Below are 22256 nucleotides of genomic sequence, written 5' to 3' on the forward strand. Positions count from 1 at the left end.
GGGCCAGGCGTGCCACGCTCCGCGCGGCATGCCCACCAGGGCTCACGCCACAAGCAGCAGCAACAGGAAGGGGTGGTGACGGACAGTCGGGACGGGTGAAGGGTCGAACAAAGTTGAGGGCGGGCACAGGCGGGATGGCTGTATATGTGCTTCAAAGATAGAAGCTAGATTGAGACTGGAATGACTCCAGGCCACCTCCACGCAGACAATAAAGGTTACGGAATACTTCGGAGATACAGCAGGTAATGGAGAACAAAAAGACGCGTGATTGGTGAACAGAAGCTCAGGAATAACGAGCGCGGTGACGGTGGAAAATGAGACGGCTTAAAGTCTTGCGAAGCACAGGAAGTGAGCAGAGCCGTGAGCGAGCCCGTGAGGCGCTCCGTAGGAGCGGGGGGGCTTCGCGGTTCGGTTGGAGTCAGTGCCGGGTGTCGGTTGAGGGGCTGGCTTCGGTCAGCGTTCGAGCTCTGGGGTGTTGGGACGGAGGGCCGTCGGTGGCCAGCCTGCGGCGGCACGGACATACGGCGCACGCCCCCTGGAACACGGGGGTTGGTGGAGCGGTTTGCGCGGATCTCAGCCACCTAATACTTACAGATACCAAGAACCCGCTGGTCAGAAGCATGCAACTCTGACGATCTGTCCGCTCAGTCGGTACACATCGCCGTCGCTATGTACCGACTGAGGAGACGCATCAAGAGCTAACTGTCAGCCAGGCCGACAGTTTCCGGGCCGAAACGTCAGCGAGACCGACATTCTCCAGCCGTCCCGTTGGACGGTCCGTCAGAGCGTCCAACGGAGGAGATCTGTCCCGCCTGAGGGGACGCAACACGCCGGAACGTCAGCGAGACCGACATATATGTCGGCGTGGCTGACATACTTCTGCCGTCCAAGATCAGCGAAGTGGAGAGCAGCCTCGTGTCACCCGAGCCACAGCGCCGCCGTCCCGCACCGAAGCACGCGCCGCGCCGGCTGCCGGAGCTGCCCCTTGATGATGAGATCCAGGCGTGGTCCAAGCCGGTCCAGCCGGTTGAGGACCTCGACTCGGTCGCTCGTCGCTACCCCCGCCGGAAGCTCTCGCTCAGCAGCGAGCGCAAGCCGATGGAGTTCTACGACACCCCTGAGCGCCCCAAGGCGTTCTCCATGGACTCACTTGAGTTCTTCTTCCTGATCGCGCAGTACTTCCGCGAGGCCCTGCCGCTGCGGCTGATCCTGCTGATGATCGCGTGCCAGAAGGCCGGCGGGCAGATCCGGCTGACGCAGGAGGAGATGGCGACCGTCCTGGACGTGCATCGTGGGAAGATCAACGAGGCGCTGCAGGCGGTCATGAGCCATGGCATCGTCTTCAAGGTGCGTCGTGGCGTCTACCAGTTCAACCCGCCCTACTCGTACCGTGTAGCGGAGTTCATCCCGGGCACGGAGCTGGTCGAAGCCGAGTATGTGCAGGTTGACCAGGACAAGATGATCGCGAAGATCCGCAAGGATGAGAGCCTGCCGGACCTGGTGCGGTTCCCGTCGCTGGAGCACATGCGCGAAGCGATCGAGGAGCTGCGGAAGAAGCGGGCCGAGGAACGCGCTGCACGCCGACTTGCCCGTGCGCAGCGCCAGGAGGAGGGATCAGCCCAGTGAGTACCTTGAAGTGGTCGGCGACCAACGCCGACAGCCTTCTCGCCGATCTGGACCTGCCGCCCGCCGCCTACCGGGCACTGCTGAAGCTCCGGGCGCGCAGCGAGGCCGGCGGTCGCATTGCGATGGACCAGGCCACCCTCGGTCAGCTGCTCGGGCTCAGCCGCCCCAGCGTGAACGCCGCACTGCGGGAACTGGAGTTGGCCAAGCTCGTCAAGAAGGTCCGCAACGGCGTCTATCAGATCAACCCGATGCTCGCCGGCTACAACTCCCCCGAGGACGCCCTGGACGCCGTCAAGGCGATGCCCAAGGTGGACCGGCTGGACAGCAGGACCTACGTGGCGGACTACCACAGGGCCGTCGCCGCCTACCAGGATCAGCTTGCTGAGCAGCGAAAGAAGCGGGCCGCCCTGGCCGCCGCGAAGAAGGTGGCCGCAGGCAAGCGCCGCGGCACACTTCACGCGGTCGGCTGATCCGGCGGTCGGCCTCGTACGGGCATCGGCGCTGCGCCTTCGGGTGCAGCGCCGATCGCGTGCTTGGTGTCGACGCCGACACGAAAGTTCCCTGCCCAGGTGGACAAAAGTCCATCGGCGCAGGGCTAAACAGCTCGTCACGCGCCTCGTTCGGCGCCGCGCTCTCCGGCAGGGGGCGCGGCGCCGTTCTCGTCGGTGGGCAGCGAGTGTCAGATTCGGGCACACGGTTCCCGCAGGCGGGAAACGCGCAGGCCACAGCCCCGCGAAAAGAATCATGAGAGATTCCCTTGCGCCCTCCCCCTGTATGAACTTCAATACATGTATTGAAGTTCATACAGGGGGAGGAGCCCACTGTGTTAGTCACCCTCGTCACCGCTGCCCTCGCTATCGTCGGCACCCTGCTCGGCTCGATCGTCTCGGGGCGCTTCCAGGAGCGCGCTGCCGAGCGGTCCGTCCGCGTGAGCCACGGCGAGGCGATCCGCCGCGACCGCCTGGAGGCCGTCACCGCCCTCGCCTGCGCCGTCAGCGACCACCGCCGGGCGATGTGGATGCGCGGCGACGCCGTCCTCAAGGAGGCTGGCACCGAGCGGATCGAGGCACTGCGCGGCGAGAGCCACATGACCCGGTCCGCCGTCACCCGCCCGCTGGTCGCGCTGCGGGTGCTCATCGAGGACCAGGCGGTGCGCGCCGCGGCCGACGAGATGGTCACGCTGACGTACGCGCTGCGCGACGCCTACGCCACCACCGAGGCCCTGACCGCCGCCCGCGAGGCCGCGAAGGTGGCCCACGACCAGTTCGTGGACGTCGCCGCCGCCTACCTCGCCCGTACCGCCTGAGACCCCGCCAGCCGAGAGGAGAGCCCGTCATGGAGCGCACGTCGTCCACCGAGATCGTGAAGGCCGCCGACATCACCGCCATCGCCGACCGAGGCGCCGTCGACAGCGAGCTCGCGTACCTGGCCCCGGCGGCCGCCGCCGCGCTGGGACTGCTCGCCGACGCCATCAAGCGGGGCACCGCCGACCGCGAGAGCGTCGTCCAGGCCCTGAAGGAGGCGGCCGTCCACGAGCGGTTCGCCGACGTCCTGGCGGCCGCGTCCGAGGACGTCATGGACGAGACCGTGGACCTGTTCGACTTCGACGCCCGCCTGGACGCCGACAACCTCTCCGGCGCGGCCTCTCAGGTCCGCGACCTCTTTCGCTGGCTGTAGACCCCCGCCCGGCACCCACGAGGGAGACACCGTGTTCACCGGAACCGCCGGAGAGCTCCGCGCCCGCCAGGCGCAGGCCCGCGAGCTCGCGGAGGAGGCCGCCGTGCTGCTGAACCAGATCGACGCGCTGGGCCTGGGGGTGGGCGGCGGGCAGCTGCACACCCCCGGCGGCATCATCCGCATCCGGCCTGGCCAGGGCTGGGCCGTCACCGACCGCTGACCGATCCACCCGAGGAAGGAGACCGCGGTGAGCACCGACCCCGCGTCCGACAACCACCGCCAGGAGCAGCTCCTGGTCCCGCTCGCCGCCGAGGACGTCGCCGCGCTCGGCAGCGACGGCGAGCAGCTGGCCGCGCTGCTCGCCACCGTGCTGCATGGCCTAGCGCTGCTGCGCACGGGCTGTGCGAGCGCCTCCGAGCTCGCAGCCGCCATCGAGGGCACCACCGGCCTGCTGGAGCGGCTGGAAGCGGTACGGAACGCCTCCCTGCGCCAGCCCGCCGCCAAGGACGTCTCGCACGCCGACCTGGCCGCGGCGATGCACCTGGAGAGCCGGGCGACCGCGCAGTCCCGTCGGCGCACGCTGCTGAACAAGCCGGTGAGCGACCTGGAGCGGTGGGCCACCGGCGTCGCCGACTGACCGGTTGCAGCAGCCCGTGCATCAGACGAACGCCCGTTTGCTGCACGGGCCGCGCCCGGGACCGGCCTTCGAATGTCATCGCTCTCCGGCAGCCACGAACCACCGGCAGCAGCAACCGAGCAGCAGACACAGCAGCGCCCCGGACCCAAGCGGATCCGGGGCGCTGCTGCTGTGATCAGGCTTCGACGTACGCCACGATCGTGATCGTCCTCAAGGCGGTGACGTAGTAGATCACCCGGACTCCGTCGACCTCGTCCGCGTATTCGCGTTCTTGGTCAGCGCCCGTGTTCCCTGTTGTTGGTGCCCAGTTCAGGGTCGTCGGCCATGGCGCGCAGCAACGCGACGGTCTGGGCATCGGTGAGCACGGCACCGGTGGCCCGGCGGCGAGCGTCCTCGGCAAGGCCGAGCTCGGCTTCAAGCGCGAGCATCGCTGGAGGCATGTCGCTGGAGGGCGTGCCATCGGGGTTGTGGCCGACGCAGAGGAGCGGTTCCGGCAGGACACCGCAGCGAGGGCAGTAGAAATCGTCGGGGCTGGGCTCGGACATCGCGCCTCCTTGACCTGCGGTACTCAACCTCCGCTGACAATAACTCGCGTCTCTACAAGATCGGTGGCAAACGGTCAAGGTGCAGTGGCACGGGATAGGGAGAGCCGCGACGGGGCCCCAGAATCGGGCATACGGGATGTGTTGAGGATGGCGTGACACTTCTTCGTAGTGAGCGTGACAGGCGGTGTCACGCTCACTTTCTGTGAACCTGATCCCGCTCGGGTGGGGTGTCGGGCGCGTTTCACCCCCAGACCCCCAGCTCTTCTCGGATATCGCTTCCACCTGGGGTTTTACGTCCGATATCCCCCAGGTCTTCAGGGTGATTCGGGCATTCTGGGCCCCAGTCCCCCCGGGTCCGCGTCGCAGCTCCGGGGGGACTCAGCGTCGTGTCTGAGGGAGGAGCATGAGGAGCGGGCGGTGGCACCGGCAGTGGCCGCATGCTGAGCAGCCGACGCACTCCAGGCAGAAGGAGAAGGAGCGGGGCCAGATCGTAGGGCAGGAGCAGATCGGGTTGTAGTCGGGGTCGCCGTCGCCGTCGAACCAGGGCTCCCCGAGCGGTGGCGAGTAGTCGACGTGGACCTGACCGTCGGCCGTCAGCTCCTCGTACCGGGTACCGCAGCCGGTCGACTGCGCCCACGTGGCGCCCACGCGGTCGGCGGTGCTCACCGGCTGCTCCTGGCGGAGGCCTTGATCCAGGCGGCGAGCGCGAGGACGGCGTCCGGGTCGGCCTGCGCCAGGCGGACCGCGTGGCCCGCGTCGAAGCCCTCCAGCGTCCCGGCCCGCGCCATGGCCCGTAGGAGCGCGCTGTGCGCCCGCACCGACGCGGGGACGGCGTCCGGGTCCCTGGGAGGGGCCATGCCGTGGCCCTCCAGGATGAGGGACATCTCGAAGAACTCGCCGTACTCGTTCAGGTAGTCGAGCGCGTACGCGTCCTCGGGCTCGTGCAGCACCAGCGGGCCTTCGGCGCCGTGGTGCGCACGGGTTGTACCGAGCAGGCCGGCCTTCTCCAGGGTCATGAGCATGTGGGCGCGTTCGGGCAGCCCGCCTGAGTGCAGCCACTCCTGCCGCTGCTGCTCCATCTCCAGCTCGCGGAGTTCGGCTTCGGCGGCGTACTCGTCCTGGACGACGGTGTCGGCCTTCGGGTCGTACGTCCCGCCGGTTGCGGCGAGCAGATGCGTGACGCGTTCCCACTCCGCGACTTCGGCGGGGCCGCGCTCGTCGTCGGCCAGGTCCTCGCGGTCGCGGTCGATGTGTTGGTGCAGCCGGGCTTCCCCGAGGGCGGCTGCGGCCTCGGTGGCGGTCATGCCGGTGGCGCGTCGGCGGACCGAGCTCCGGCCGACCTTCGCGCGGTCGATCGGCGTGTGCGGGGCGCCGGTGCGGCTGCGGGCCTCGGGGACACGGCGCGTCGGCCGCCTGTCGGACGTGTTCATCAGGACTCGCTTTCAGCTCGGATACGGAAATGAGGGCCCGGCCGGTAATGCGGCTCAGTGGGCCGGTCACACAGGTCTACAGCACGCCCGAATTGCGCGCTGCTAGAACGTGATGTTCAACCATTCCACGTCCGCGAATTTCACCTCCAGGCCCGCACGGCCGCCACCGCCTTGACGGAAATAGGCGTCGGCGATGGCCTCCGCGACCGCGTCGTGCAGATCGCTCTCCGTCGCGCCTTCCTCCCGTGCGGCGATGATGGCGGCCGCGTGGGAGGGGCTGACGGCGACCGTGACGTCCCGGACCCGGCCTGCGTCCGAGGTGCCCTCCGGGCCGAGTCCGAAGTACGCCCGGCAGGAGATGACCAGCCCACCTGAGGACGCCGCGCGCTGCCTGGCCTGTGCCCTGACCTGCGGTTGCCACTCCGACTCGGTCTCCTGCACCAGAGCGGCCTGGAGGCGCTTGTTGGGCTTGGTGGAGGCGCCGGAGAGGTAGCGCTGCACCGTCTTGCGGGAGACGCCCAGCCGGTCGGCCAGGGACTTGGTGGAGCCCTTCTCCCGCGTGCGAAGGAATTTCATCTGCGCTCGCGCGGATTTCGGCGCGGGCCGGGTGAACAGGGCCCGCTCCGCGCGGGCGAAGCCCTCCAGGATCCTGGCGCGGGTACGAGCGCGCTTCACGTCGTCATCAGTCATGTGATCATCAGGCCCGATCGAGCCTGTGGACAGAGGCCCGGTGACGTGGCGACGTACGGCCGGTCTGACCTGATCAAACCCCGGACGGGCAGACCGCCCCGGCCGTACGGTCACACCAAGACCAGCACCAACCTGCCCAGGAGACGCAGTGATCCCAGCACAGCACCCCTACGAAGCGAACTACCAGCAGGAAGTGGACGGCCGGACGGTCTACAGGAGCAAGCCCGTCATCGCCTGGGACGACGAGGGCCAGGCGCTCGTCGTCGACGAGCGCAGCGGCCAGCTTGTCCCGGCGAACAACGGCCGTACCTTCAACGGGCTCTCGGAGGGCGGGCATCCTGTTGTCGCCGCCATCCCCGGAGGTGGGTGGAGTGCTCGGTTCAAGAACGGGGACGGCACGTCCACCGTGGACCCGCTGGTGGCCTGGACCGTCCGAAGTGACGGCACCCTCACCCCCGTCGACACTGACGCCACCGGCGTGTGCGAAGCGTCCACCGCAATGGGCAACTTCGATGGTCTCGTTGGCCCCGGAGTTGAGGCGCGGACGGCCCTGCCGGACAGCTCGGCGTGATCGGACTGCTCTTCATCCCGGCCTCTGGCGCCCGTTGGCTGCCCGACCTCATCCGCCGACGCTCCCGTCGTACGGCGGCCGCGCCCGGCGAGGCCGGCCCGGGCGCCCAGTAGGCCAGGCCGTCCGATTGCCCGGGGAGCGGTACGGCGGGCATGCTGCGCGTTCGGCGGGAAGAAGGGGAGAGCGTGTCCGAAGACGACGACACCACGGCGGCGGAAGCGTCGCTCAGGAGGGCCGTGGAGCAGCTGTGCGGCGACGGGCCGGGCGACGGCAGCGAGGCCGCCCAGGAGGCCGTCCACGCGCTCTCTGACGGCTCTGGGCAGGCATGGACGCCCGAGCAGGAGACGCAGATCAGGGCCATGGTGGAGCAGATCCGCAAGCTGCGGGATCTCAACCGGCCGGGCGGGGGCTGGTGGCGTCGGCGCCGGGAGTGGCGGGCCCGGGAGCGGCTCGTCGACATGATGGAGGCTGGCGGCCCGGAGCTCGTGAACGAGGCGGAACTGCGGCACTGGAAGAGCCACATGATGGTGGAGCTGCTGCTGGAGTTCTCCGGCGGCGCGATGAAGCCGGACGACACCACGAAGGTGCTCAGCCGGATGGAGACGCTGCAGGCCGCGACGTACGAGGACTTGCAGCAGGCCCAGAAGCGGCTGGCCGAACGGAAGGCCGCCGGCTGACCCAGGGCACGAGGCCCCGCACCGTGTTTCTGGCGCGGGTGCGGGGCCTCGTGGGTGGCTGGCGTGCTACAGCTCGATGACGAGCACGGTGGCGTTGTCGGCGGCCGCGGGCTGGGCCCGGGCGAGGGCGACAGCGCCCTCGGTCAGGCTGTGGGGCACTGACTCCAGGGCACCGGCCAGATGATCGGCCAGTAGGCCGCCGGTGTCCTCGTAGGGCTCGTAGGCGCCGTCCGACGCCAGCAGCAGGCGCCCGGGCCGCGTCAATGGTGCGGCCATCGACTCGATGGCGGGATGCCCCCATCTCTCCTGCGTACGGCGGTCGTCCCAGGCAGAGCCCAGACAGGTGGTGATCATGTCCCGGGAGCCTCCGTCCACGCGGCGGAGGTTGTGGTCCTCGGTGAGCTCGCTCAGCACACCGTCGAGGAGGAGGTAGGCCCGGGTGTCTCCGGCCCAGGCAATGGAGAGGAGACCGGCTGGGGAGTGGACGGCGGCGACCGCTGCGGCACTGGGCGGCTCGCTCCGCCGCGCGTCGTCCTGGCGGATGGGCTCGGCCGCGTATCGGGTGTATTCGGCGCGGAGGCCGGCTTCGGCGTGTCCGTGGAGGGCACAGGCCTGTGCGAGGCGGCGGGCTGCGGTCCGGGTCCAGGTGCGCACGGTGTCCGAGCTGCCGATCCCGTCAAGCAGAACGAACGCGCGGGTTCCGTCTGGTGCCGTGCGTACGGCGGTCGCGTCGCACTGGTGGGACCGGTCGCCGATGTGCTGGGCGCTGCCGTAAGTAGTCGAGATGATCGGCTCCTTCACAAAGTGGCGTACTGCTTCCCGGTCGCGCCCTACAGCTCGATCTCGATGCGTTCCACATCGGTGAATTCCACGCCCAGGCCGTGCGCCCTGGTGTTGCTGGCGCGGAAGTACATCTGTGCGAGGCCGTCGGCCGCGATCTGCTGGAGCTGCTGTTCGGTGGCGCCCTGCTCGCGGGCGGTGAACAGCTGGTCGGCGTAGACGGGCGGCAGGGCCTGGGTGATGTCGCGGATCCGGGCGTCGTCGGTGGTGCCCGAGGCCGCGGTGAACCCGAACCGCGCACGGGTGGAGACGACCAGGCCGCCGGTGGAGGCCGCCTTCTTCCTCGCCTTCGCCCGTACCTGCGGCTGCCACCGGCGCTTGACCTCACGCTCTATGCGCCCGCGCAGGTCCTGCCGGGGCCGCTTCAGCTTGCCCGCGACGTACCGCTCCACCGTGCGCTGGGAGATCCCGAGCGCCTGCGCCGCCGCCTTGGTGCCCTTGAGCTGATTGACCAGGTACTTCATCTGCGCCTGAGCGGACTGCGGGATGCGACGGGTGAACGCCCCCTCCAGCGCGCGGTCCAGGCTGTCCCCGAGCGAGTCCACCACGGCCTACTCCCCTTCTCCGGCGGTCGGATCGGCGGTCTTGATCAGGTTGGAGATGTTGAAGACCTCGCCGCGCTCCTCGAACTGGGATTCCGCCCACAGGACGGTCTGGGTGCCCTGCCACTTGACCATGCCGGGCGAGACCCCGAGCCGGAAGCCGCCGGGTACCGGCTTGCCCTCGGGCGTGGTCGGCAGGACGTCCAGCGGGGACGGCCCGGACGAGGGGTAGACGATCGCGTCGGTGCCGATCGCGACCGGGTACAGGTCCGCGGCGGCAGCCGTCTTCATGAGCTTGCGGTGCAGGCCGGTGCGCTGGTTGGCAAGCACGGCGGCCCGGATATCGGGGCGCCACGTCCACCGGTCCAGCGCCGGGTAGGGCTCGTAGTACGGGACCTGTCCCCGGCTGCGCTGGCGCAGCTTCCCGATCGCGCCCTTCGCCGTCGCCTTGATCGCGGTCTCCAGCAGCGCCATCGTCGGATCGGTCTGCTTGCGCCGCGCCATCGCCTCGAGGAACTCCTCGCCCTGGAGGTCGGTGGTGACGCCCATGTCGGCCATCGTCGCCACGTACGCGTCGCGCAGCCGCTTGTACCAGGAGTCCAGGTAGCGGCCGGTCTGCGTGCGGACGTACGCCTCGATCGGGGCGACGTCGTAGCCGAGCTCCACGGCGTACTGGAGGGTGGGCGTGGCGTACCAGGCCGGGCCGGTGGGGGTGTCGCCCTTCGGCGTGAACGGGCTCGGGAGCCGGGACCCGTCGACCGTACGGCCGTTGACCCGGACGCGGGACAGATCCACATGACTGAGGTCGACCAGCCACGAGCCGGGCAGCGCCGAGTCGAAGGCCGGGTTGTCCTCCAGGTGCGTCGGCCCGTTCAACCCGACCGTGAGACCGTTCGCGGCCGCGGCGAACGACATGTTGAGGTCGACGACCACCAGGTACGGGTTGGCGCACTCCTCATCGGTCAGCGGCCGGCACCAGTCGTAGGGCTCCTCCATCAGCATCTCTGCCGGGGTGCGCAGGTGATGCCGGGCGAACTGGCCCTTGAGGATCGGATGTTCGTCGGGGACCTCGCACGGCACCACCGGGTAGAGCTGGGTGAGCGCGTCCTCGTTGTACGCCCGCTCGAACTCGCCGGTCGCCGGGTTCTTCTCCGCGCGGGTCGGCGGGCGCAGCGCGGTCATCAGCTCCAGGCCGGTCGTCGCGGTGGAGCCGCGCGGCGTCATCACCCGGGCCGCGTACAGACCGAGGTACTGGACCAGATCGGCCGGGTGCATCGTCAGCAGCAGCTCCGGGTCGTCCTTCCGTCCCCACTCGCGGACGTCCAGGGCGTGCCAGGGCAGGATGCACAGCTGGACGCAGCGCCGCCGGGAGCCTTCGGGGTCGCGGTAGAGCCTGGCCCACGGGCCGAAGCCCCGCTGGGTCATCTGCAGGCCCGCGCGCTCGATCTGCTTGACCACCTTGTGGCCGGCCGGGATGCGGCCCGCGTGCCGCTCCTCCTCCGACAGGGCGACCGGAAGGCCGAAGCGCTCCAGCGCGGACGCGGTGAGGACGAGGATCGGGTCGGCGTCGCGGCCGTTGCGGTGCAGACGGGCCTGCCCGAGCCGGGCTTCGGTCAGCGTCCAGTCGACCAGCGCCGGGATCGTCTTGGCGGGCACGTCCAGGACCAGGCCGCCGACGCAGTACGCCGACACCTGCCCGTTGGCGTCGGCGTCGACGACAGCGAGCGGACCGTTCTCGAAGCGCGGGTCGACGGCGGCCGCCGTCGCCGTGCTCTTCGCCGCCTTCTTCGCACCCGGGCGCCGCGACGTCGCCGACGGCCTGGCGGTGTTGCTCGCCGCCTGGCGGGACGGCGGGACAGCGGCGGGGACCGGCTCCGGGACCGGGCCGGTGAACGACTTCGGGACCACCGGGGCCGGGGCAGCGGCGGGCACGTCGGCGACCGGGGTGGGGAAGCGGGCGGCGAGGCCCTCGAGGAGTCGGGCGTACGCGGCGCGCTTCGGCGGCCGCGGCTCGCTCTTCCCGATCTCCCAGTTCCCCACGGCCTCCCGGCGGGCGTTCAGCGCCGTGGCGATCTGCGCCTGACTCAGGCCCGCCGCCTCCCGCAGGCGCTTGCGCTCCGCAGGGTCCGGCAGTTCGTCCTGCGCGACTTGCTTCAGCAGTGCATCGACGGCGCTGAACAGCTCGTTCTCAGTGGACACAGAGGTCACCTCCAATAGACAGCGTACCCGATCGCGCGTCGATTCGCACATTCAATCGCGCATGAATCGCACAAGACGGGAGGGCGACACGGAGACGGGCAAGCAGCGCAACGCCCGTGTTCATGCAGGTCAGGGGTGAAACGCGGGCGGCATTGCAGGGGTCTGTTGCACGGCGTGTTGCACACCCGCCGCCACGGAGCGCCGGGCGAGGACCCGGGCGCGTTCGACGCCCAGCGCAGCAGCCCCGGCGCCCCGCAGCCGGCCACCGCCCGAATCCGGCTGTTCCCCCGCCGCACGCACCGAAGTTCCGGACGGTGTCGGGTCAGCCGTCGCTCTCCTCTGTGCGGGGAAGGCGGATGGTGCCCTGGGCGGTGATGACGGCAGGTCCGGTCAGGGCCATGGCGCCGTCGGCACTGACGGATACGTGCAGGATTCCGCCGGGGAGGTCGACGCGGTAGTCGGCGGCCCCAGTCCGGCCGGTGTGGAGCCGGTGAGCGGCGACGGCGGCGCAGGCACCGGTGCCGCAGGCGCGGGTCTCGCCCACGCCCCGCTCGTGGACACGCAGCGCGAGGTGGTCCGGGCCGAGAGCGGTGACGAACTCGGTGGTGACGCCGTAGGGGTAGGCGCTGGCCGGTTCGACGGCGGGCGGGGTGGTCAGGTCCCCGGCGTCGGCGAGGTCGTCGATGAGTACCACGGCGTGAGGGTTGCCGACGTCGACATGCGTGGCGGGCCAGCTCTGGTTGGCGGCGGTGACGGTGATGCGGTCGGGGCCGGGGAAGGCGGGGGTGCCCATGGCCACGGTGACCGGGCCCTGGAGGTCGTCGCTGCGGTCGGGGACCCGGACGTGGCGGGCGCCGGCGCGGGTGGCGATGGCGAAGTCGCCCGGGGTGCCCCGGCCGGTGTCGACGAGGTAGCGCGCGAAGAGGCGGATGCCGTTGCCGCACATCGCGCCGGGGCTTCCGTCGGCGTTGCGGTAGTCCATGAACCACTCGGCAATGTGGGCCATGGCGGCGGCTTCGGGATCGGCGGCGCAGCGGACGGCGCGCAGGATGCCGTCGGCTCCGGCGCCGGTGTGGGGGTCGGCGAGGCGGCGGATGGTCCCTGCGGTGAGGCGGAAGCGGCCGTGGGGGTCGGGCAGGATGAGGAAGGAGTTCTCGCAGCCGTGCCCCTTGGCGAAGGGCATGGTGGTGATCCGGGAACCGGTGATCATGGGCGGGGGCCTTGTCGTCGTAATTCGATGCGGAGCCAGGCGATCTGTCCGTCGGGGGTTTTGCTGACGCCGTATTCGGTGCCGAGTTCGAGGACGGCCAGGAGGCGGACCCAGTGGCTCAGTGCGGCGTCGGTGACGTCGGTCTCGATGTGGATCGCGCCCGGTTCGACGGTGACGCGGGGCGGGGTGCCGGTCAGCTCGGTGAGCTGCTGGGCGACTGTCGCGGCCGCGGTACGGATGGCGGCTCCCTGGTGGCGGTCGTAGCCCACGGCACCCACATTCGAATTATTGATTACTGCGCGCTCTTATTGGTCCCCCATTTTTTTATTGGTGGACTAAATTGTCAATCCGTTTCAACCAAGCCGTGGGCAAAGGGAGATGCATGGCTGACCGTCAGGAGGCGGGGTACCTGCGTGTCGCCCAGGCCATCCGGGACCGCATCGCTGACGGCACCTGGCCGCCCGGTCACAAACTCCCCAACAAGCCAACCCTCGCTACCGAGTTCGGGGTCGGGGAGAACACAGTCCGCCAGGCCCTGGAGATTGTCCTTGCCGAGGGTCTGCTGGAGAGCTTCCGCGGCCGCGGCCGCGGCACGTACGTCCGCGCCCCGCGCGAGCGCCACATCCTGCCGCGCACCCTGACCCTCACCGTCGCGCCCGGCCGTCTCGGGCTCGCCCCGGCCGGCTCCCCCACGAGCGTGGAGGCGGAGAGCACGGCCAAGGTCCCGGCGCCGGCGCGGATCGCCGCTCGCCTGGGCATCGCGGCGGGCGACCTCTGTGTGCGCACCGACTACGAGGTGCTCGCCGACCTGAGGTGTGTGCTGACGGCGACCAGCTGGGAGCCCTATGCCCTGACCGCCAGGACGCCGGTGGTCCTGCCCGAGGGCGGGCCTCTGGCCGGCCGCGGTGTGGCCGAGCGGATGGCCCAGATCGGCATCACCGTCGCGCGCGCAACGGAAGTGCCCCGCCCCGTCCAGCTCGACCGCGAGACGGCGCAGCTGCTCGGTACGTCGCCCGGCGCGCAGGCGGTGCTGATCGAGCGCACGCACTACGACACCGGCGGCCGGCCCGTGGAGACCGCGGACATCCTGGTGCCGGCCGAGCGGTGGGACATCACGTACGACATCCCCCTCGGACCAGTGCCCCGCACCTGACACCGGGTTCGCCGGGGCGCCCGCGCCCACCGGGCGGGGGTTGGCTTTGGCCATCGACAGACATCGCGGCCCCGGGCCGTCAACAGGGAGGGGAAGGTCATGGCCGCACCGCGCCGCGACTCCACAGGCCGGGCCGTCGACGTCTTAGTGTCACCCGTGCTCACGAATCTGATCGGGCTCATCGGGATCGTCACCCCGGTCATCGCGTGGCTCGCCGCGCGCGGCACCACGAAGAACGCGCTTCTGGTCGCCGAGACGGTGATCGTGATGATGCTGGTGGGCTCACACATCTGGCTGCGCAAGCGCTTCATCCAGCTCCGGCGTGCCAATAACCTGCGGGACATGGATGACGCGCACTACTACGACCTGGTCCGCGCAAAGCTGGAGCACGAACTCGTCTCGGACTACGGTGCCGTTGCCGACGGCCACCTCCAGGTCTATGCCAGCGAGGTGCCGCGCCTGTCGGTCATGCTGGTCCAGACCCTCCTGGAGTCCCAGTCGCAGCCGCAGCGGATCCTCGCCAGCGACCTGACCACCGACCCCGGCCTCCTGACCCGCCGCCGCGAGTACCTCGCCGCCAACCGGCAGCTGCTCCAGGCCGGAGGCACCGTCAACCGGCTCTACATCGCCTACGAACGCGACCTCGTCCGCGAGGACTATGCCCGCAGCCTGCTGCAACTCATCGATTTCCAGCGCGAGATGGGCGTCACCTGCGGGCTGGCCGTCCGGGACAGGCTGCGCGCCGACCAGGCCGTGGACGTCATCATCATCTCCGCGGCCGCCGCCCTCGTCGAAGACGAACAGGGCGACGCCGACTACACCAAGGGCCGCAGCACCGTGCATTTCAAGGGCGTCGACCGCTGGATCACGCGCTTTGAGTCCGCCTGGGGCAACGGCGCCGACTCCGCCACCGCGGCGCTGCGCACCTACGAGAACGCCGCCCGCCGGCTGCTCGACTCCGCCTGGGACGAAGCCCGCATCCGGCAGGCCGTCGACACCCTGTAGAAGCGCAGCTGTCCTCCCTCATACCAAGGCCCGGCCCTGTGCCGGGCCTTCGCGCAAAAAAATGGTGGACTAATAAGTACGCTCTGTGGTGATCGGTGGGAGTCGCCCGCCCCTCATCACCCGGGACCACTATGCCCCTGTGCTTAACCCTCCTGATCACCGGAACCGCACTGCGCCAGATCGACCGCATCCACTTCGCCCGCCATCGGCCCCACGCCGCCGACGCCGCCCGTCTCATAGCCCTCCAGCGCACACGCGCCAACAACCTCACCCCCCTCCTGCTCCTGGCAGGACAGTGGATGCAGATCACCGGCTGGTGGATGCTCGCCGCTCACGGCCCCCTTCCCGCCGTCCTCGCGGCGGCCGCGGTCGCCGTACATTTCCGCCACCTCCAGGAGATCAGCCACGCGGCCGTCCACGGCGTCCTCGCACGCACCCCGCGCGCCAACCAGCTGCTCGCCGACGTCTTCGCCCACCACCCCCTCGGACTCGGACCCGTCACCTCACGCCGCCGCCGCCATGTCCGCGACCACCACCCCAACGCCACCCAGGCCGACGACCCCAACCTCGCCGAACTGCGCCAGGCCGGCCTGCGCCCCCACACCACCGGCCTCGCCTACACGACGGCACTGATCCACCCGCTCACCCCACGCGGCATACGCGGCACCGCCGTCGGCTTCGCCACCCACCTGCGCGGCCCGGGAGCCTGGCACCGCACCGCCGTCCCCGCCGCCCTCTGCGCGGCCGCGTATGCGGCCGGCGGGTGGCCCGCCCTGCTGTGCGGCCTGCTCATCCCGCGGCTCCTGCTCTACCCACAGCTCGCCTGGATGTCCCTGCTGGCCGAACACACCTGGTTCGACCCCGACCACCGCACCGGCACCCCCGCCCAGATCGAAGCCGGCCGCTGCCTGCGCCTGTACCCGCACAACCGCGCCCTGGCGGCCATCGCCGCCACCACATGGCTCCCCTACGGCGACCTCCACCACTACGCACACTCCGCCCACCCCGGCCTCCGGTGGAACTACCTGCCCGCCCTCGAACAGCACCTCAGCCCGCCCCACTTCACCCCCGACGGACTCCTCATCGGCACAGCCACCATCACCCGCCGCCACCACCAGGCACTCAACGCCCAGGCCACACAGGCAGCTCACCCAGCGACCATCTGACCAGCACACATACGGCTGCGGCCCCGGACACCGCGTGGTGTGTCCGGGGCCGCAGCCGTTGCGAGGGACCCAACGAGTTCCGCCAGGCGGTGGTCAGAGGTACCGGGATCGCGGACCAGGCGGTGGTCAGACTGGTCAGGTACCGGGATCGCGGACGCGGCCCCTCCGGCCGGTCACCGTCTACGCGGTGCCCACATCCTTGCCCACCAGACGGGACAGCAGCTCAACGATCTGCGCCTGATTGCGGTCGATCCTCTCGTTCAGGCCGTGCACCTCATCGGCAAGCCGGTCAACCTTCTCATCGAGGTTGGCCACCTTCTGGTCAAGGTTGCCCACCTGGAGCCGCAGCGCGGTGAGATCGCTCTTGACGATCCCGAACTCCCGGTCGGTCTTCTCCTCCGCTCGCTCGAAACGGCGGGTGAGCGCGGCGAGCTCGCTGTGCGCGATGGGGTCCTCGGGCATGCGGGGCGCTCCTGCCAGGTCACGAACACGGGCGGACATCAAGGGCCCACGATATCGCGGCTGTCCGGTACCCGACCCGGCGGATTCCGCCCGTCTCGCCGACTGTCACCTGCGCCCGTAGCCAGCGCTCTTTGCCCAAGGGCCGCACAGGCGGTCGACAGGCGGCTCGCCGGTCACCACAGAGCTGCCGTCCGAAGCCGTGGACATTCGGCGCGGGCAGCATCTCGCGAACTGCCAGAGAAACGCTGCTCTTCGTCATCGACAGAGCCAGGGGAAACGATCGGTCGGCCCTGGTGTTACCGCCGGGCGAGTGTGGCAGGGTCGATCGCGAGGGGGAACGGCGCCTCGATCCGGGTGGTGACGCCCGGCAGCGCGGTCGTCTTTTCCGCGTACCGGCCACCGTCCAGCACGCTGACAATCAGCCGTGGTGCCGGTTCGAGTTCCAGGCGCCAGTAGTGCTCGATCGCAGCCTCCGCGTACAGCATCGGCTTGAGCTTGCGGTCCATGGTCCGATTGCCTGGCGAGACCACCTCAATGACCAGCTGCACGGCTTCGGCGTCAATACTGACGCCGTCCTCGGCGGTCGCGCCCGCGTCGGCGACGACGATGTCCGGGACAACCAGGCCGGAGGGCAGGGTGACGTTGATGGCTTCCAGCACTTCGACCGGAGCGCCGGCGGCACGGGCGGCCTCGTCCAGCGCTACGTGCAGGCGGTAGCTGGCGCGCTGGTGGCGCAGCCCCGGGGCGGGGGACATCACGAGCGACTCCCCCAGCAGTTCGTAGCGGACCGATCGGTCCTCGGGCAAGCCAAGGACGTCGTCAACGGTCCAGGGCCCGTGGTGCTGAGCAAAGCTGGCAACGCTCATTCCCCTCCACCTCCATCACGTACTGCCAGTGTGGCGTGTCGCGGCGGCCGGTGTCTCCCCTCACACCCGCCGGGCGTGACGCCTGCGCTTCTGGTACACCGGTCGGGGCCCGGTCCGGGAGGGCCCGGCCCCGCCGCGGCCTATGACGCGTTGCGTTTCCGGCGGCTCGCGGTCTTCTCGCGATCGTCTTCTTCGCGGGGAGGCGGGCGGTTGGTACGGCTATCCGGTCAGGGCCTCGCGCGCGTTCTTCTTCAGCTCCATGCGTGCTTCCACGACGTCGCCGCGGTCCAGTGTCGCCCAGTACGGGTGCGTGGTGACGGCGGTGGAGAGGTCGACCAGCCTCTCGCGGAGTTCGGCTTCCCGTTTCTTCTGCTCGTCCGTGTATCCGGGGCTGTCGGGCACGTCGGCCAGGTAGTCGCTGAGGGGCTGCTTGTCCGACTTCCAGCCGGGGGCGGGGTCGACGGACCAGGGCAGGGTGGCGCACAGCGCCTTGTAGTCGGCTCGCGTCTGCTGGAGGCCGGTTTCGTGGTCGATGAGGTCCTGGGGGAAGTCGTACGGTGTGGGCACCTGTGAATAATACGCACGTTCGAATGCGTGGACGTGGGTGCGCGCCGGGCTGTCCGCGAACAGGATCCGACGCATCGCCCTGGGCGCACGCGTCCTCCGGACATACGGCGCGGGACTACTATTCGAACTCATGACCGAATACTTGGCCCCGAGGGTGACCGTCACCCTCCCCGGAGGGCGTGTCATAGAGGGCCACCTACTGGCCCGGCGCCGGGACAGTGACGGCCGGTGGTGGTATGAGGTCTCAATCGACGTACCTTCCACGGCCGCCCGGCCCATTGACGGCGAGGACTACAGCGAAGTCCCCACCCGGCAAGCCACCGACGCCGCGGGGTGGATACTCCAGGCCCTCCCCGCCGCCAAGCAGCTCCTCCTCCACCGGGCCGGCTGCTGGACTGCCGCAGGACGCCTCACCCCGGCCGACACCACTCAGGCCAAGACCTTCGTGAAGCACGGGTGGGCGACAGCATGCGACGTCTGTGAACCCGCCCCCTGAGACGGGCGGGGCGCTCGCGACACTGGATCCGTGCTCCCGGCCCCATTAGGCAGGGCAATGTTCTGCAGGCCCGGCAATGAGAACTGCTTGTGGGTCAGTCGCCGCCGGCCTCAGTGATACTGCCCGCGATCTCTCCCAGAACTGTGAGGATCGACTGCCCCACCGGAGTCGGCGCGAGCAGCACGCCCAGGGCCAGCACGATCACCACGGTCATCCGCTCGTCCATCCTGCTCCTGGCCTCGGTGCGCCGACGCAGCCGAAGGATCACGATGACAGCGAGCAGTACCGCCACGTTGATCGTCAGCACGGCCCAGACCTCCTGCCAGATGCCAGCCGTCCGCGCCCGACCGCGGACAGAATCCCGGCTTCCCTGTGTAGCCCGAACTGAGCAGCCATGCGCCTCAGTTACCAGCGGATGACGCAAAGTGAACTCCTGGCCGGATCCAACGCAGGACGCTTTCCATCGTCGGCTTCTGCGCAGGTCAGACGGCATTGTCGGTGGCGGATGCGACCCTGTACGGGCCTGGCGGCGTTCTCACCTTGAAGCCGATGCGTCGCCGGGCAACCAGGGCGACGAAGGGGCACGAGCATGGAAACCGTCAAGATCACGTGGACGCAGGATGGGTCGGAGGAGCGCTGGGAGTCCGCCGTCAGCTACAGCCCGGCGGCCGCTGAGGACTACAAGCGGTACAAGGAGGCGCAGGATGGCGTCTCTGACGTGCAGATCATTGCAGCGCAGCCCTGAGGTGCGCCCACTGGTGGAGCACGCGGAGGACCTGGCGGTGAGATTCGAGGTCGCCGTCCGGTTCACGGTCGGCGGCCCGGCCGTCACCGGTGAGTGGAGCAGCCGTGAGACTGCCGTCCGGAAGTTCCGCTCCTTCGTCGGCCTGTACGGCGACCACACGACGGTGAGCATCATCCTCAGCCGTCAGTCGGGCCACGGGCAGTCTCAGGCGATGAGGACCTGGACGAGGGAGCACGGCGAGACAGTGCTCGGATCATGAGCAACGGCCAGACGCCGGCGCCCTGACCGCGACTCAGCGCCGTAGCTGGGGTGGGCGGGGCCACGGCGACGCTCTCGTCTCGTGCCCCCGGGGAAGGAAGCGCCCGGATTCGCCAGCCTGGAGACGGCCAGTTACGTACTGCCGCCCACCCAACTCGCCTTCATAGGCTCCTAGTCGGCCTATCCGCCTGTTTCGGGAGGTGTCGTGCAACCCCACACGATGTACTGCTACACCTGCGAGACCGATGAAAAGCACCGCCCCATCACCCCCAATGAGAAGGTTTGGCTAAAGAATCGGACCGGCATGAAAAACGTCGAAGCGTTCTTCATGTGCACGGCACAGGGCTGCCGCAATCTGCGCACCGGCTTCAACCAGCACCCCTTCGACCCCGTCATCCGCGTGCCTCTGCCCGACTGACCTCCTCGCGCGCAGTCGTAACGCGGCAGTCGCCGTAGCTCCGAAGAAGGTTGGTTGTCTTCAGGGCCACGGCCACTGCCGCGTTCAACATCGTCCGGGCCCGTCCAGCCGGACCGCCCGCGATGGCGAGGGTCAGGACAGGATCGCTCGCCACTGTGTGAGGGCGTTGCGCAACTGCTGCGCTCCGGTCACCCGTTCGGTCAGTGCGCACCGTTGTGTGTCTTTCTCGTCCACCATGAAGACGTCGATCTGAATCTCCGCATCGGCCCTGGCGAGATTCTGCCCGGCGACGGGTCGCACCTCGATCAGGGTGTTCCCGAACTGCAGCCTGAACCCTTGGTAGGACGTCTCCTCCATCAACGTCGCTGCGGTAGGTTCCGTGGTCATGTCCTCGCTCCTCTACTGAATCCGATAACTCATAGTTCCGGAGCGCCGGGTGCAGCCTGTTCGATATCTCGCTGACGGTTCTTTTCTTTCGAATTCGGTTTTCTCTGCTGCGTAAAATCTGCGGCGAGTTTGTACCGTAGTGCGTGCGGTCTGCCAGGTGTCTGGCACCAGGCCCCCGGCTCTTTCTGGCAGACGGGGCAGGTTACGTCGTACACCTGCCATACAGTCGGAGCCCTCCTTATGTCTTCCGTCTGGCGTTCTTTGATTTCCCCGATGAGGAGCCGCAATCGGTCAGCGTGGGGTGTCTCTCGCAATTGCCCTGTGCGGGGGCCATCAAGGATGACGCACTGCTGTCCGTGATCGGCCCCACAGAGCGGGCACACTTTCGTGGTCCAGTACCCCCGGCCGACCAGCTGGTGCAACGGGCCTGGCGCCGTAGAGGCGGGAGGGAGAACGAGGAGCGACTTGAGCCGTTCCTCCCACAGAGCGAGCTGGGCGCGTTGGTGCGGCACGCCCTTTCCGACTCTTCCGAGTTCATCAATCTCCCGGGAGATCTGGTGCACCTTCCTACTCAGCAGCTCCGGGGCGCCGTTGGCTGGAATGAAGCTCACTTCTTCCAGAAGAGCATCCAGTCGATTGACTGTGGCTGGAATTTCGGCTGCTAGGTAGTCAACAGCTGCGTGGATCGCCTCTTTCTCCTGCCTGGTCTGGTCCACCTTGGTGGCCTTTTTAGCCTGCTTGATCAAGCTCTGAATCTGTCTGAGCTTCCGCGTGCCCACAGCCTGATCAAGCAAGGAGATCAGCGTCCGGCGGGATTCGAGTTCTTTCTCCACCCAGAGCGAGGCGCTGTGATGCGCGGCATCCAGCCGTCCCTGCAGCTGAGGGCCGGCCCCGGAAAGTTCGGTGATCTCACGGCAGACCGTTGCCGTCAGGTCGGGTGACTCGGTCCGGCGGGCGTAGAGCAGTCGGCGCATCAACTCCTGTGCCCGCTCGTCCTGCGGCGAAGTCTTCTGCTTCTGCCCCGGGGTCCATCGCGCCGGTTCGGGCGTGCTGTGTGCCTGGATGATCCGTTCGACGGCCGGGGTGGACAGTCCTCGCTCGGTAACGTCGCACTCCTCCAGGAAGAACCATTCGGTCGGCCGCGCGAAGGCCTCGGTCCCGATGCGGACGCGTCGGCTGGTGCCTTCGCTGTCCAGGCGAATGCGGTGCACGTACCAGCGTTTGATGAGGGTGTCCTGGTCCACTGGGACCGAGATGCCGAGCACCGGTTCGTGCGGGCTGTCCCACTCCGGTGCGACGCTTTGGTCTAGGTGCACACGCAGCCTCTTGTGCGCGAGCTGGATATCGACGACGGAGCCCAGCGGGGTTCCGTCCGGCTGTGCGAAGCCGACGTCGGCCTGCGTGCCGCGGTTGTGGAGCCAGGCCGCGGCCGCGGACTTCACGTAGAGGTGGTCTGCGCTGTTCACGCTGCGGGCCCGCCGGCCACAGACGTGGGGCTGGCCGTCAGGGCCGGGGTGATGGGCGAAGTGGCACACCCGGTCGGTGTAGAGCTTCGTCGTCAGCTGGCCACCGCAGCCTCCGAGGAGGAGCCCGCACCAGAAGGAGTCGTTCTCGTGGAGGCTGCGGAAGGCGTCGAGTTCGATGGCCTCCAGCGGCAGGACGAGCGGCTCCTCGGAATCCGCGCTGCCGACAACCGCTGTCTGGATCTGCCGTCTATCACGCCGCACGTGCCCCCCCACCCTTCCTCTCAACACAGCGTGACAGCCGACCCCTTCGCTTCGCAGCTGATCACCCTGCTTACCCGCCCGGCGCATACCGTGTTCGATCACGCCGTACGGTCCAGAGGTCCGGGCGCGGCCTCCGCCCCTGACACCCAGCGCTCTCCTCCCCTCACGCGGTCCTCCCCAGCGGCGCCGCCTGCGGGACCGCGGCCGCCGTCCCGGCCGCCCTCGCCGCGCGTTCCGCACGGGCCCGGCGCAGGGCCGCGGCGTGGGAGACGTCGGCTTGGCGGCGGCGCTCGATGCGGGTCTGCTCGATCGGGGCCTGGCTGGTCGTCGGCCGCCAGCTCCGGCTCGGGGAACGCCTGGAG

Annotated in this window: 29 protein-coding genes; 14 read left to right on the forward strand and 15 right to left on the reverse strand. The window is 69.2% G+C overall.

What is annotated here, in order from left to right:
- The first annotated feature begins 864 nt into the window (after positions 1 to 864).
- From M1203_RS35770 to M1203_RS35795, 6 genes are all read left to right on the forward strand, one after another.
- Positions 865 to 1626 (forward strand): hypothetical protein, encoded by a 762-nt coding sequence (locus M1203_RS35770; protein WP_249954029.1) that lies wholly within the window; start codon positions 865 to 867, stop codon positions 1624 to 1626.
- Positions 1623 to 2096: a helix-turn-helix domain-containing protein gene (locus M1203_RS35775; RefSeq protein WP_249954030.1), complete on the forward strand. Its 474-nt coding sequence runs from the start codon at positions 1623 to 1625 to the stop codon at positions 2094 to 2096. The genes M1203_RS35770 and M1203_RS35775 overlap by 4 nt, the downstream gene beginning before the upstream one ends.
- A 353-nt stretch (positions 2097 to 2449) precedes the next feature.
- Complete coding sequence (locus tag M1203_RS35780) at positions 2450 to 2932, forward strand: hypothetical protein (RefSeq protein WP_249954031.1); 483 nt, start codon at positions 2450 to 2452, stop codon at positions 2930 to 2932.
- A gap of 29 nt (positions 2933 to 2961) precedes the next feature.
- The gene (locus tag M1203_RS35785) at positions 2962 to 3303 is read left to right on the forward strand and encodes a hypothetical protein (RefSeq protein WP_249954032.1); all 342 of its coding nucleotides are present in this window, start codon (positions 2962 to 2964) and stop codon (positions 3301 to 3303) included.
- A 31-nt stretch (positions 3304 to 3334) separates the two neighbouring features.
- Positions 3335 to 3523 (forward strand): hypothetical protein, encoded by a 189-nt coding sequence (locus M1203_RS35790; protein WP_249954033.1) that lies wholly within the window; start codon positions 3335 to 3337, stop codon positions 3521 to 3523.
- Positions 3524 to 3550: 27 nt separating this feature from the next.
- The gene (locus M1203_RS35795; protein WP_249954034.1) at positions 3551 to 3940 is read left to right on the forward strand and encodes a hypothetical protein; all 390 of its coding nucleotides are present in this window, start codon (positions 3551 to 3553) and stop codon (positions 3938 to 3940) included.
- 275 nt (positions 3941 to 4215) lie between these two features.
- On the opposite strand, the gene M1203_RS35800 is transcribed toward M1203_RS35795, so the two are convergent.
- The 4 genes from M1203_RS35800 to M1203_RS35815 form a co-directional block, all read right to left on the reverse strand.
- Entirely contained in the window at positions 4216 to 4485 is a 270-nt protein-coding gene (locus M1203_RS35800) for a hypothetical protein (protein ID WP_249954035.1), read from the reverse strand.
- A gap of 378 nt (positions 4486 to 4863) precedes the next feature.
- Positions 4864 to 5151 carry a hypothetical protein gene (locus M1203_RS35805; protein WP_249954036.1) on the reverse strand — a complete coding sequence of 96 codons (288 nt, stop codon included), beginning with the start codon at positions 5149 to 5151 and terminating at the stop codon, positions 4864 to 4866.
- Positions 5148 to 5915: a hypothetical protein gene (locus tag M1203_RS35810; protein ID WP_249954037.1), complete on the reverse strand. Its 768-nt coding sequence runs from the start codon at positions 5913 to 5915 to the stop codon at positions 5148 to 5150. Before M1203_RS35810 ends, M1203_RS35805 begins: the two co-directional genes overlap by 4 nt.
- Positions 5916 to 6017: 102 nt before the next feature.
- Positions 6018 to 6605, reverse strand: a complete 588-nt coding sequence (locus M1203_RS35815; protein ID WP_249954038.1) for an HTH domain-containing protein — start codon at positions 6603 to 6605, stop codon at positions 6018 to 6020.
- Positions 6606 to 6753: 148 nt separating this feature from the next.
- Between M1203_RS35815 and M1203_RS35820 the strand changes: the two genes are divergently transcribed.
- Together M1203_RS35820 and M1203_RS35825 are read left to right on the forward strand one after the other, a co-directional pair.
- Entirely contained in the window at positions 6754 to 7176 is a 423-nt protein-coding gene (locus tag M1203_RS35820) for a hypothetical protein (protein WP_249954039.1), read from the forward strand.
- Between the two features lie 185 nt (positions 7177 to 7361).
- Positions 7362 to 7853: a hypothetical protein gene (locus M1203_RS35825; protein ID WP_249954040.1), complete on the forward strand. Its 492-nt coding sequence runs from the start codon at positions 7362 to 7364 to the stop codon at positions 7851 to 7853.
- A 66-nt stretch (positions 7854 to 7919) separates the two neighbouring features.
- On the opposite strand, the gene M1203_RS35830 is transcribed toward M1203_RS35825, so the two are convergent.
- The 5 genes from M1203_RS35830 to M1203_RS35850 form a co-directional block, all read right to left on the reverse strand.
- Entirely contained in the window at positions 7920 to 8654 is a 735-nt protein-coding gene (locus M1203_RS35830; protein ID WP_249954041.1) for a mucin-2, read from the reverse strand.
- Positions 8655 to 8683: 29 nt separating this feature from the next.
- Entirely contained in the window at positions 8684 to 9241 is a 558-nt protein-coding gene (locus M1203_RS35835) for an XRE family transcriptional regulator (RefSeq protein ID WP_249954042.1), read from the reverse strand.
- 3 nt (positions 9242 to 9244) lie between these two features.
- Complete coding sequence (locus tag M1203_RS35840) at positions 9245 to 11434, reverse strand: helix-turn-helix transcriptional regulator (protein WP_249954043.1); 2190 nt, start codon at positions 11432 to 11434, stop codon at positions 9245 to 9247.
- Positions 11435 to 11756: 322 nt separating this feature from the next.
- A complete protein-coding gene (gene dapF / locus M1203_RS35845) occupies positions 11757 to 12644 on the reverse strand; it encodes a diaminopimelate epimerase (protein WP_249954044.1) in 888 nt (295 codons plus the stop codon).
- Positions 12641 to 12922, reverse strand: a complete 282-nt coding sequence (locus M1203_RS35850; RefSeq protein WP_249954045.1) for a hypothetical protein — start codon at positions 12920 to 12922, stop codon at positions 12641 to 12643. Before M1203_RS35850 ends, dapF begins: the two co-directional genes overlap by 4 nt.
- A gap of 104 nt (positions 12923 to 13026) precedes the next feature.
- Between M1203_RS35850 and M1203_RS35855 the strand changes: the two genes are divergently transcribed.
- The 3 genes from M1203_RS35855 (at position 13027) to M1203_RS35865 (ending at position 15968) form a co-directional block, all read left to right on the forward strand.
- On the forward strand, positions 13027 to 13797 hold the full coding sequence (locus M1203_RS35855) for a GntR family transcriptional regulator (protein WP_249954046.1): 771 nt from the start codon (positions 13027 to 13029) through the stop codon (positions 13795 to 13797).
- A 99-nt stretch (positions 13798 to 13896) separates the two neighbouring features.
- Positions 13897 to 14802: a hypothetical protein gene (locus M1203_RS35860; RefSeq protein ID WP_249954047.1), complete on the forward strand. Its 906-nt coding sequence runs from the start codon at positions 13897 to 13899 to the stop codon at positions 14800 to 14802.
- Between the two features lie 131 nt (positions 14803 to 14933).
- Positions 14934 to 15968, forward strand: a complete 1035-nt coding sequence (locus tag M1203_RS35865; protein ID WP_249954048.1) for a fatty acid desaturase — start codon at positions 14934 to 14936, stop codon at positions 15966 to 15968.
- Between the two features lie 180 nt (positions 15969 to 16148).
- Here the strand turns inward: M1203_RS35865 and M1203_RS35870 are convergent, their stop codons facing one another.
- From M1203_RS35870 to M1203_RS35880, 3 genes are all read right to left on the reverse strand, one after another.
- Entirely contained in the window at positions 16149 to 16430 is a 282-nt protein-coding gene (locus M1203_RS35870) for a hypothetical protein (RefSeq protein ID WP_249954049.1), read from the reverse strand.
- Positions 16431 to 16726: 296 nt separating this feature from the next.
- Positions 16727 to 17296: a Uma2 family endonuclease gene (locus M1203_RS35875; RefSeq protein WP_249954050.1), complete on the reverse strand. Its 570-nt coding sequence runs from the start codon at positions 17294 to 17296 to the stop codon at positions 16727 to 16729.
- A 219-nt stretch (positions 17297 to 17515) separates the two neighbouring features.
- Complete coding sequence (locus M1203_RS35880) at positions 17516 to 17863, reverse strand: hypothetical protein (RefSeq protein WP_249954051.1); 348 nt, start codon at positions 17861 to 17863, stop codon at positions 17516 to 17518.
- Between the two features lie 130 nt (positions 17864 to 17993).
- On the opposite strand from M1203_RS35880, the gene M1203_RS35885 reads away from it, so the two are divergent.
- Positions 17994 to 18359: a DUF6233 domain-containing protein gene (locus M1203_RS35885; RefSeq protein WP_249954052.1), complete on the forward strand. Its 366-nt coding sequence runs from the start codon at positions 17994 to 17996 to the stop codon at positions 18357 to 18359.
- A 94-nt stretch (positions 18360 to 18453) separates the two neighbouring features.
- Here M1203_RS35885 and M1203_RS35890 read toward each other — a convergent pair whose 3' ends face one another.
- Positions 18454 to 18666 (reverse strand): hypothetical protein, encoded by a 213-nt coding sequence (locus M1203_RS35890; protein ID WP_249954053.1) that lies wholly within the window; start codon positions 18664 to 18666, stop codon positions 18454 to 18456.
- A 282-nt stretch (positions 18667 to 18948) separates the two neighbouring features.
- Between M1203_RS35890 and M1203_RS35895 the strand changes: the two genes are divergently transcribed.
- Entirely contained in the window at positions 18949 to 19104 is a 156-nt protein-coding gene (locus M1203_RS35895; RefSeq protein WP_249954054.1) for a hypothetical protein, read from the forward strand.
- A 13-nt stretch (positions 19105 to 19117) separates the two neighbouring features.
- On the forward strand, positions 19118 to 19363 hold the full coding sequence (locus tag M1203_RS35900) for a hypothetical protein (protein ID WP_249954055.1): 246 nt from the start codon (positions 19118 to 19120) through the stop codon (positions 19361 to 19363).
- A 549-nt stretch (positions 19364 to 19912) separates the two neighbouring features.
- Here the strand turns inward: M1203_RS35900 and M1203_RS35910 are convergent.
- Both M1203_RS35910 and M1203_RS35915 read right to left on the reverse strand, forming a co-directional pair.
- Complete coding sequence (locus M1203_RS35910; protein WP_249954056.1) at positions 19913 to 20167, reverse strand: hypothetical protein; 255 nt, start codon at positions 20165 to 20167, stop codon at positions 19913 to 19915.
- Between the two features lie 29 nt (positions 20168 to 20196).
- On the reverse strand, positions 20197 to 21894 hold the full coding sequence (locus tag M1203_RS35915; RefSeq protein WP_249954057.1) for a hypothetical protein: 1698 nt from the start codon (positions 21892 to 21894) through the stop codon (positions 20197 to 20199).
- Positions 21895 to 22256: the final 362 nt, after the last annotated feature.

The sequence above is a fragment of the Streptomyces sp. 35G-GA-8 genome (genome assembly GCF_023534745.1).
Lineage (GTDB): Bacteria > Actinomycetota > Actinomycetes > Streptomycetales > Streptomycetaceae > Streptomyces.